This window comes from Teichococcus aerofrigidensis (assembly GCF_054073225.1).
In genome coordinates this window covers 1-9600 of the sequence record NZ_JBSXMU010000119.1, presented here as the reverse complement: position 1 = coordinate 9600, position 9600 = coordinate 1, and the positions used below count along the sequence as shown (strand labels likewise).

The following is a 9600-nucleotide window of genomic DNA, read 5'->3' as shown; positions in this document are numbered from 1 at the left end:
CTTCGCCCTGCTCGGCTGCATCCGCTTATGGATCAGGTTCGTCCACGCGGCCTAGGTAGACCAGCGGAAAGGCTGCTCTAACCTCATTACTCAGGAAGGTAGGCGTCGAGTTGGAAGTGGTGGTGTACCTGGCGCCAGTGGCACGGGGTTCCCCGTGGACGTACTCGTAAAACAACCAGTCAACATTCTTTGGATTGGGCCGGAACTGAACCCCAACTTGCATGCCGCCGCGCCGTGATTTTCCGAAGAAGTCAGAATCCATCAGACCGTTAGCAGACGGCCATTTGCCGCCCAAAAGGAAGTCCAGAGCCGACAGGATGTTGGTCTTGCCGGAGTTGTTCGGGCCTATCAGGGCGGTGAGTTTTCCGGGGTAGAAATCCAATTCCCGGATGGAACGGTAGTTCCTAATGCAAACTCTCTGGATCTGCACGCCGTCCCCCGAGCTGGCCTAATGGGTGACATAATTGCTTACTTGCGCTTGCGTTACAACTTTCGGTTGATGTCTAAGGCGCTGGTATTTGGCTTAGTCCTCAGTTCGGGTCCTTCCGGTTGCCCTTCGACACGATGAGCATGTCCTCGTCCGGCAGCGGGCGCTGCAGCTCGCGGGCGACCTCCCACGGCGCCTCTAGCCAGGTGTCCATCTCGTCCGGGGTCGTCAGCAGCACCGGCATCGCCTTGGGGTGGATGGCGCCCACCGTCTCGTTGGGGTCGCAGGTCAGGAAGCCTTAGAGCTCGTGCTCGCCCTCGACCGGGTTCGACTTGGGGCCGCGGGTGCCGGTCCAGGTGGTCCAGATGCCTGCGAAGGCGAACGGCGGCCGCTCCTCGGACAGCGCGAACCACACCGGCGTCTTCCTGGGCTTGGTGTCCTCCCACTCGGAGAAGGATGTCACCGGCACCAGGCAACGGTGCGCCGGGCCGAGCCAGCGGCGCCAGTGCGGGCTACGGGTGTTGCGGATGTTGGTCACGGGATGGCCGCCGTACTGCTCCGGGCCCGGCATGCCCCAGCGCATCATGGTCAGCTCCCGCTCGCCGTCCTCCGCCTGCCGCACGACGGGCGCCATGCTGTCGGGGTAGATGGCGGGCAGGGGAGGGAGGTTTCCGGTGCGATCCCGCGTGGCGCTGGTCAGCTTCAGGATGGCCCGCTGGTTGCTGATCATGGAGTAGAGATCGCACATCGCCTGTCTCCCGCAGGCGTGGATTCCTGCCCCGCGCCCTAGGCACCCTACCTGTCGTCGCCGCTGTCCAGAAGCCGGTCAGCGAGGTGTCAGCTCAGCCCAAAGCAGCCGATTGCCCAACGCGAGCAGCTTCCCACGACCGGACATAGCTCAACAGGCCAGCCAATGGCGGAGCCAGGCTCGACGGGGGCCAATGAGCCACCTTGATACCTCGCCCTCCAAGGTATAGCGTTTCGCCATGTCGAAGGAACCTGCCCTCCGCGCCGTCGCCCGTCCCGCCCCGGACTTCACGGACCGGGCCTACTGGGCTGGGACCATCAAGATGGCGCTCAGCCGTTTCTTCGTCCTCCAGGTGCTGCACGATGGCCCGGCGCACGGCTACGACATCGCGCGCGCCGTGGAACGGACCACCAACGGCTGCTGCTCACCGTCCGAGGGCGCCCTCTACCCGACACTGCGCGAGTTCGAGCAGGGCGGCTACGTCACCTCCGAGGCCGAGGTGGTCTCCGGCCGCGAGCGCAAGGTCTACACCCTGACTGACAAGGGCCGAAAGGCCTTCAAGGTCGGCCTGGAAGCCTGGATGGACGCTACGGCCACCCTGACCGAGACCGACCGCGCCGCATCGGCCCGCAGCAAGGCCAAGGGCGCCTGCCAATGCTGACCTTTGGCTTGACCGGATACATCGCCCACCGAGGCATACCGAAGGAAACGTCAGATGAGCTCCTGCTGCTCCGGCAAGCCGGGCCCTCAGAACAGGGCCGCTGAGGGCTTCACGAACCCTGACCCGCTGCCCGTCGCCGTCATCGGCGGCGGCCCGGTGGGCCTGGCCGCCGCGGCGCACCTGCTCGCGCGCGGCCTCGAGCCGGTGGTGTTCGAGGCCGGGCCCTCGGTCGGCACGGCGCCACTCGGCTGGGGCCACGTCCACGCCTTCTCCCCCTGCCGGTACAACGTGGACCGCGCCTGCCGCGCGCTCCTGGAGCGGCACTGGTGGAGGGCTCCGGATGCCGAAGCCTTCCCGACCGGCCGCGATTTGGTGGGGGACTACCTGGCGCCTCTGGCCGCCCTGTCGGAGATCGCCGCCACCCTGCGCCTGGACACGCGGGTCATCGGCGTGGCGCGGTCGCGGGCAGGCAAGGTGCGTGACGCCGGTCGCGAGCGGCAGCCCTTCGAGGTCCGGTTCCAGGCCGATGGCCGGGAGAGCCGGATGCTGGCGCGGGCGGTCATCGTCGCCACCGGCACCTGGGGGCATCCGAACCCGGCAGGCGCCTCCGGCCTCCCCGCCATCGGCGAGCGCCAGGCGGCCGACCGCATCCGCTACGGCATGCCGGACGCGCTGGGCGCCGAGCGCGGCCGCTACGCGGGCCAGCGCGTCCTCGTCGTCGGCTCCGGCCATTCGGCCGTCGGCACCCTGATCGACCTCGCCATCCTGGCCGGGCAGGCGCCGGGCACGACCATCCTGTGGGCGGCCCGCAGCGCCGACCTGACGCGGGTCTACGGCGGCGGCGCGGCCGACCAGTTGCCGGAGCGCGGCGCCCTGGGCCAGCGGCTGCGTCACCTGGTGAAGACCGGAGCCGTGAAGCTCCTCGCGCCCTTCTCCGTGGACGAGGTCCGCCGTGGCGCCGACGGTTCCCTGCAGGTCATGAGCCTCGAGGGCAGGATGGTGGACGCCGACGAGATGGTGGTGGCCACCGGCCTGCGCCCCGACCTCGGCATCCTCGGCGAGGTGCGCCTCGACCTGGACCCGGCGCTGGAATGCCCGCGCGTGCTGGCGCCGCTGATCGACCCCAACCTGCACTCCTGCGGCACCGTGCGCCCGCACGGCGCCTTTGAACTCCAGCAGCCGGACAGCGGGCTTTTCCTTGCCGGGATGGCCAGCTACGGCCGGGCGCCCACCTTCCTGCTGGCGACCGGCTATGAGCAGGTGCGCTCCATCGCCGCCTTCCTGGCGGGCGACCTGGAGGCGGCGCGCCGGGTGGAACTCGACCTGCCGCAGACGGGTGTCTGCAGCAGCAGTCGCGTGCTGCCCACCGACGCCGAGGCGGCGTCCTGCTGCACGCCCACGACGCCCCAGGGCGCCTGCTGCGCTCCCAAGCCTGAGCTGGACGCGGCGACGCCGTGCTGCGGCACCGCGACCCAGAAGGTGGCCACTCCGGCCGAGCCAGCCGAATGAGCCAGGCCGCGCTGCCGGGGCACGCCGTCCCCGCCGACGCCGCGACGCGCCGGAACCGGCTGACGGTCGTGTCCGCCATCGGCGTCGCCCAGATCCTCGCCTGGGGTTCCTCCTACTACCTGCTGGCCGTCCTCGCCGGGCCGATCGCCGCGGACACGGGCTGGCCGCTGACCTGGATCATGGGCGCCCTGTCCATCGGCATGCTGGTCTCCGGCCTGGTGTCCCCGCGCATCGGCCACCTCATCGACCGGCGCGGCGGCCGCCCCGTGCTGGCGGCGAGCGCCGTCCTGCTCTCCGCGGGCCTGCTGCTGCTCGGGCTGGCGCCGAGCCTGCCGGTCTTCGTGCTGGCCTGGATCGTCCTCGGGCTGGCCATGGGCGCCGGTCTCTACGACCCGGCCTTCTCGACGCTGGGTCGGCTCTACGGCGAGCACGCGCGCCCGGCCATCACCCACGTGGCCCTGTTCGGCGGCTTCGCCAGCACCGTCTGCTGGCCGCTCAGCGCCTTCCTGGTTGACCACCTGGGCTGGCGCGGCGCCTGCCTGACCTACGCTGCCATCCACCTGGCCATCGTGCTGCCGCTCTACCTGTTCGGCGTCCCACGCGAGGCGGCCAAGCCCGCTCCGGCATCCGTGGCCAAGGCGGCCGGAGCGCCGGGCCACGTGCAGGCCAGCCAGCGCCACGCCTTCGTCATCCTGGCAGCGGGGTTCAAACTGGCGGCGGTCATCATGACCGTGGTCTCCGTCCACCTGCTGACGCTGCTGCAGTCGCAAGGGCTGGCCCTGGCCGCCGCCGTCGCCCTGGGCACGCTGATCGGCCCGGCCCAGGTCGGTGCCCGCGTGCTGGAGATGCTCTTCGGCAGGAAGGCTCATCCCATCTGGAGTCTGGTCGCCTCGGCGGTGCTGGTTGCGGTCGGCCTGGGCATGCTGGTGGGCGCGCCGGGCGTCGCGGCGGCGGGCATCGTCATGTACGGCATGGGCAGCGGCATCCGCTCCATTGCCCGCGGCACGGTGCCCTTGGCCCTGTTCGGCAAGGAGGGCTACGCGGTGCTGATGGGGAAGATCGCGATGCCGACCCTCATCGCGCAGGCCGCCTCACCCTTCCTGGGCGCCTGGCTGCTGGACAGCTTTGGCGCCTCCACCACGCTGGCCGTGCTGTGCGCTACCGCCGTCCTGAACATCCTGATGGTGCTGGCGCTCGTGCCGTATGCGCTCCGGCGGCAGCGCCGCGACGCCCGGCAGGCGCCTTGACCTTCCCACGGAAGTAAGATGCAGGCTGCCAGGTCACACGCGGTGATGGAGAGTGGTTTGTCGGCTACGCGGCTTGGCTGTGGAGTGAACTGGATAGGGGTGGCCACTCTCTATCGGCGCGAGGTCCAGAGATTCCTCGCGGTCGCAGCTCAGACGGTCGGCGGCCCCGTGGTCAGCACGCTGCTCTTCCTGGCCGTCTTCGGTGTGGCGCTTGGCCGCCATGCACCGGAGCCGGGTGGCGTTCCTTACCTGGTCTTCGTCACCCCGGGCCTCATCATGATGGCGGTCTTGCAGAACGCCTTCGCCAACACCTCGTCGTCTCTCCTTGTCGCGAAAGTCCAAGGCAACATCGTCGACCTCCTGCTGGCGCCGCTCGGGCCCGGGGAGTTCCTGACCGGCATGGCGCTTGGGGGTGTCACACGAGGCGTCCTGGTAGGCGCGCTGACCGCCCTGGCCGCCGCGCTCTTCGTGCCCCTGCCGCTCGCGAACCTCGCCCTCTGCCTGTTCTACGCCGTCGGCGGCTCCCTGCTGTTCGCACTGCTGGGCGTTCTGGGCGGGTTGTGGGCCCAGAAGATGGACCACCAGGCCGCCGTGACGAACTTCGTCATCGCGCCGCTGACGCTGCTGTCCGGCACCTTCTATGCCGTCAGCAGTCTGTCCGAGCCATTCCGCTCGATCGCCTATGCCGATCCCGTCTTCTACATCGTGGACGGCTTCCGGCACGGCGTCACGGGCCATTCGGAAGCATCACCGCTCGTTGGAATTCTCGTGGTACTGGTCTCCAATGGCCTGCTCGGCGTCCTGTGCCATCGGCTACTCGCGTCGGGCTGGCGGCTGCGCCAGTGACCCAGCCGACGTCGAGGACGAGGCCCGCGATGACTGAGCACGGCCAACCTGCGGCGGCCATCGTGGTGGAGGGCCTCCAGAAGGTCTATCCAGGTACAGGCGGCCGGGCCGCCAAGCACGCCCTCAAGGGGGTGAACCTGACCATCCCCCGAGGTAGCATCTTCGGCCTGCTCGGCCCGAACGGCGCCGGGAAGTCGACCCTCATCAACATCCTGGCCGGGCTGGTGACGAAATCGGCCGGGACGGCACGGGTCTGGGACATCGACATCGACGAGGCGCCACGGGCGGCACGGGCCGCGATCGGCGTCGTGCCGCAGGAACTCACCCTGGACCCCTACTTCCCCGCCCAGGCCGCGCTCGAACTCCAGGCCGGGTTGTTCGGTATCCCAAAGGCGGCCCGACGCACCGACGAGCTCCTCGAGGTTCTGGGACTGGCGGACAAGGCCACGGCTCCCGCGCGCAGCCTTTCCGGCGGCATGCGACGGCGGCTCATGGTGGGCAAGGCGCTGGTCCACAGTCCGCCCGTCCTCGTGCTCGACGAACCCACGGCGGGCGTGGACGTGGCTCTGCGCCAGCAGCTTTGGGATTACGTCCGGCTGCTCAATCGCCAGGGCACCACCGTCCTGCTCACGACCCATTACCTCCAGGAGGCGGAGGCGCTGTGCGATCAGATCGCCGTTCTGGCCGACGGACAGGTCGTTGCCCATGACACCACAGACGCCCTGTTCCGGCGCGTGGAGGACCAGGAACTCGTCGTCGACGTCTCGCCGCCGGTCAGCGCTCTCCCCGATGCGCTCGGTGCCTTCAGTCCTGTGCTGGCCAGCCCAACAAGGCTGGTGTTCCGCTACGGGCAGGCGAGCGGCAATGTCGATGGAATGCTCGCCGCCATCCGTGCCGCAGGGCTGCGTATCACGGGCGTGACCACGAAGCAGCCGGACCTGGAGAACGTTTTCCTCCAGCTCGTGCAAGGCTCAGCGAGCGACCGTGAAGGGGCAACCAACTGAAGCGCTTCGCAGACCAGGTGCTCTCGACCAGCCACAGGAACCTTTCACCCATGCCTGAGCCGAACACAGCCGCTCTCGCCAAGCAGCGTCCCGAAGTCACCGTTCGGCCTGCCATGGATGCCGACATGGACGCCGTTGCCGCCATTTACCGGCACCCCGTCCTGCACGGCACCGCCACCTTCGAGACGGAGCCGCCGACTACTGAGGAGATGCGGCAGCGCCGGGCCGCCACAACCGAGCGCGGGCTGCCCTACCTGTTGGCCGAAGGCAGCGATGGCCGTGTGCTCGTTACGCCCACGCGAGCGCCTGCTGGTCTCGACCTCCATGTCGCTGCCCGGCCAAGCTCGTCGACCTTGAACGTCTTCCAGGCAACCACGGTATTGACCCTGTAGTGGCTACAGGGTCCATATCGGCGGCCTTCCATCCCGCTGCGACCCGCGTGGATGCTTGAAAGGGGAAGGCGATCGATGACGATGCACGAAGGCACGGCGGCCCCGGTGGAGCTGCGTTACCTGGTCGAGGGCATGGATTGCTCTGGCTGCGCCCTGAAGATCGAGGACGCCGTCGAGCAGCTCGGCGGCGCCCAGGACATCCAGGCCAATTACAAGACGCAGGTCCTTGAGCTGCGGCTTGATGAGGCCACCACGCCCCGCACGGCGCTCGAAGAGAAGATCCGCGGTCTCGGTTACGGTGTGGCGCCTCTGGCGTGACCTAGGGAGCAGGACAACAGCCATGGCTGACGGCGGAACGGCTACACGCGATCCTGGATCCAGGGCGGCCCTGCGGTACCACGTGGAGGGCATGGATTGTCCCTCCTGCGCCTCCAAGATCGAGACGGCTGTCGGCCGTTTCGAAGGCGCCGGGGACATCCGGATCAACTACCACCGCCAGGTGCTGGCCTTCCGGCTGGACGAGGCAGCCACGCCGCGCTCGGCCGTGGAGGAGCAGATCCGCAAGCTCGGCTACGGCGTCGCCCCCGTCGAGGCGCCGCGGGTGGTCGCGGGCGAGCTTGGCGCCGCCGCCGACGTGGCGCTCGTTCGTCCGCGCCAGCCATGGTGGAAGGGGAAAAAGGCGCGGCTCGCCGCGGTAATCGGCGTCCTCATGGTGGCCGGGTTTGCCGTCTCGCTCGCTGTCCCGGCCCTGGACCACTGGGTTTACCTGCCCGCCGCCCTGCTCGGCCTTGTCTACTTCGGCCGCAAGGCCATCGCCGCGGCACGCGCCGGGTCGCCCTTCAGCATCGAGATGCTGATGTCGATCGCGACGGTCGGCGCCATCGCCATCGGAGCGACCTCCGAGGCGGCCGTGGTGGTGTTCCTGTTCACCGTCGGCGAGCTGCTCGAGGGCATGGCGGCCGGACGGGCGCGCGCTGGCATCGAGGCGCTCGGCGCCCTGGTGCCGAGGACTGCGCTGCGCATCGAGGATGGCACGGCGCGGGAGGTGCCCGCCGCCAGCCTGAAGGTCGGCGACCTCGTCCTGGTCCGCCCGGGCGATCGCGTCTCGGCCGACGGCGAGGTGACCGAGGGCGAGTCCGAGGTGGACGAGAGCCCGGTGACCGGCGAGTCCGTCCCCGTCCCCAAAGCCGAGGGCGCCTCCGTCTTCGCGGGCAGCATCAACGCCTCTGGCGCGCTGCAGGTCCGGGTGACGAAGCCCGCCTCCGACAACACCATCGCCCGCATCATCCGCCTGGTGGAGGAGGCGCAGGACGCCAAGGCGCCCACCGCCCGCTTCATCGAGCGGTTCTCGGCCGTCTACACACCTATCGCGGTCGCCGTCGCGGCTCTGGTGGCTGTGGTGCCGCCGCTTTTCCTCGGTGCCGACTGGGACACCTGGATCTATCGAGGCCTGGCGCTGCTGCTGGTCGCCTGCCCCTGCGCCCTCGTCCTCTCGACGCCCGCGGCCATCGCCTCCGGCCTCGCCGTCGGCACCCGACGCGGCCTGCTGGTGAAAGGCGGCGGCGCCCTGGAGGCCATCGGCCGGATCCGCACCGTCGCCTTCGACAAGACCGGCACCCTGACCGAGGGGCGGCCCCGCGTGACGGACGTCCTCGCCTTGTCCGGCCCGGAGCGCATCATGCTCGGCCTCGCCGCCGCGGTGGAGAACGGCTCCAGCCACCCGCTCGGCCGCGCCATCCTGGAGCGGGCGGACGCCGATGGCATCCCGCTCCGCCCCGCCAAGGACTCGCGGGCCATCCCGGGCAAGGCCGTCGAGGCGGTTGTCACCGGCAAGCGGGTGGCCGTCGGCTCGCCCTCCCATGCCGCCGGACGGGCACCGCTTCCGGCCGACGCGGCGCGGACGGTCGCCGAGTGGGAGAACCAAGGAAAGACGGTGGTCGTCGTCTCCGTGGACGGTGCCCACACCGGCCTGATCGCGGTGCGCGACGAGCCCCGGCCGGACGCAGCCGCGGGCATCCGGGCGCTCGACGCCCTGGGCGTCGAGGCCGTCATGCTCACCGGCGACAACGTCCGCACCGGGCAGGCCATCGCCGGGGCGCTCGGCCTGAAGGTGAAGGCGGGCCTGCTGCCCGAGGACAAGCTGCGCGAGATCGGCGCCCTCAAGGAAAAGGCGCCCGTGGCCATGGTCGGCGACGGCATCAACGACGCGCCCGCGCTCGCGGCCGCTTCAGTCGGCATCGCCATGGGCGGCGGGACCGACGTGGCCCTGGAGACGGCCGACGCGGCGCTGCTGAACAGCCGCGTCGTGGATGTGGCCGCCCTGGTCGGGCTGTCGCGCGCGACGCTCTCCAATATCCACCAGAACGTGGCCATCGCCCTCGGTCTGAAGGCGGTCTTCCTGGTGACGACGGTGGTCGGCGTCACCGGCCTCTGGCCCGCCGTGCTGGCCGACACCGGCGCGACGGTGCTGGTGACCCTCAACGCCCTGCGCCTGCTCGGATACCGCTTCAAGGGCGTGGCGCATGACTGAGGTCCTGCCTAGGGCGCGCCTCGCCTGGACCTGGAGCGCGGCGACGGCCGCGCTGGCCTTCGCGCTGGACCAAGCGACGAAGTGGTGGGTGCTGGCCCATCTCATGGATCCGCCCCGCGTCATCCCCATCACCCCGTTCTTCAACCTGGTGCTGGGATGGAACCGGGGCGTCAGCTTCGGTCTGCTGTCGGCGGACCACCCCGCGACGCCCTGGCTCCTGTCCTCCCTCGCGCTCG

Annotated in this window: 10 protein-coding genes and 1 pseudogene; 9 read left to right on the top strand and 2 right to left on the bottom strand. The window is 69.9% G+C overall.

The genetic code is table 11. The features are described 5' to 3' along the window. Nucleotides 1–25: 25 nt before the first annotated feature. Together ACVMLK_RS17635 and ACVMLK_RS17630 are read right to left on the bottom strand one after the other, a co-directional pair. A complete protein-coding gene (locus ACVMLK_RS17635; protein ID WP_198368349.1) occupies nucleotides 26–430 on the bottom strand; it encodes an AAA family ATPase in 405 nt (134 codons plus the stop codon). Between the two features lie 100 nt (nucleotides 431–530). Beyond that, a pseudogene (locus ACVMLK_RS17630) lies at nucleotides 531–1175 on the bottom strand (SOS response-associated peptidase). Nucleotides 1176–1413: 238 nt separating this feature from the next. Here ACVMLK_RS17630 and ACVMLK_RS17625 point away from each other — a divergent pair. The 9 genes from ACVMLK_RS17625 to ACVMLK_RS17585 all read left to right on the top strand — a co-directional run. After that, on the top strand, nucleotides 1414–1836 hold the full coding sequence (locus ACVMLK_RS17625) for a PadR family transcriptional regulator (RefSeq protein ID WP_198368348.1): 423 nt from the start codon (nucleotides 1414–1416) through the stop codon (nucleotides 1834–1836). 54 nt (nucleotides 1837–1890) lie between these two features. Further along, nucleotides 1891–3345, top strand: a complete 1455-nt coding sequence (locus ACVMLK_RS17620; protein ID WP_198368347.1) for an FAD-dependent oxidoreductase — start codon at nucleotides 1891–1893, stop codon at nucleotides 3343–3345. Then, complete coding sequence (locus ACVMLK_RS17615) at nucleotides 3342–4592, top strand: MFS transporter (protein ID WP_198368346.1); 1251 nt, start codon at nucleotides 3342–3344, stop codon at nucleotides 4590–4592. The genes ACVMLK_RS17620 and ACVMLK_RS17615 overlap by 4 nt, the downstream gene beginning before the upstream one ends. 99 nt (nucleotides 4593–4691) lie before the next feature. Then, nucleotides 4692–5438: an ABC transporter permease gene (locus tag ACVMLK_RS17610; protein ID WP_370592102.1), complete on the top strand. Its 747-nt coding sequence runs from the start codon at nucleotides 4692–4694 to the stop codon at nucleotides 5436–5438. Nucleotides 5439–5467: 29 nt separating this feature from the next. Further along, nucleotides 5468–6442 (top strand): ABC transporter ATP-binding protein, encoded by a 975-nt coding sequence (locus ACVMLK_RS17605; RefSeq protein ID WP_198368345.1) that lies wholly within the window; start codon nucleotides 5468–5470, stop codon nucleotides 6440–6442. 50 nt (nucleotides 6443–6492) lie between these two features. Further along, nucleotides 6493–6834, top strand: a complete 342-nt coding sequence (locus tag ACVMLK_RS17600) for a GNAT family N-acetyltransferase (protein ID WP_232477492.1) — start codon at nucleotides 6493–6495, stop codon at nucleotides 6832–6834. A gap of 75 nt (nucleotides 6835–6909) precedes the next feature. Further along, nucleotides 6910–7152 (top strand): heavy-metal-associated domain-containing protein, encoded by a 243-nt coding sequence (locus ACVMLK_RS17595; protein ID WP_232477491.1) that lies wholly within the window; start codon nucleotides 6910–6912, stop codon nucleotides 7150–7152. A gap of 22 nt (nucleotides 7153–7174) precedes the next feature. Next, nucleotides 7175–9364 carry a heavy metal translocating P-type ATPase gene (locus ACVMLK_RS17590; RefSeq protein ID WP_457487141.1) on the top strand — a complete coding sequence of 730 codons (2190 nt, stop codon included), beginning with the start codon at nucleotides 7175–7177 and terminating at the stop codon, nucleotides 9362–9364. Next, nucleotides 9357–9600, top strand: a 244-nt coding sequence (locus ACVMLK_RS17585) for a signal peptidase II (RefSeq protein WP_457487140.1), incomplete at its 3' end; no start/stop codon positions are given. The genes ACVMLK_RS17590 and ACVMLK_RS17585, both read left to right, overlap by 8 nt.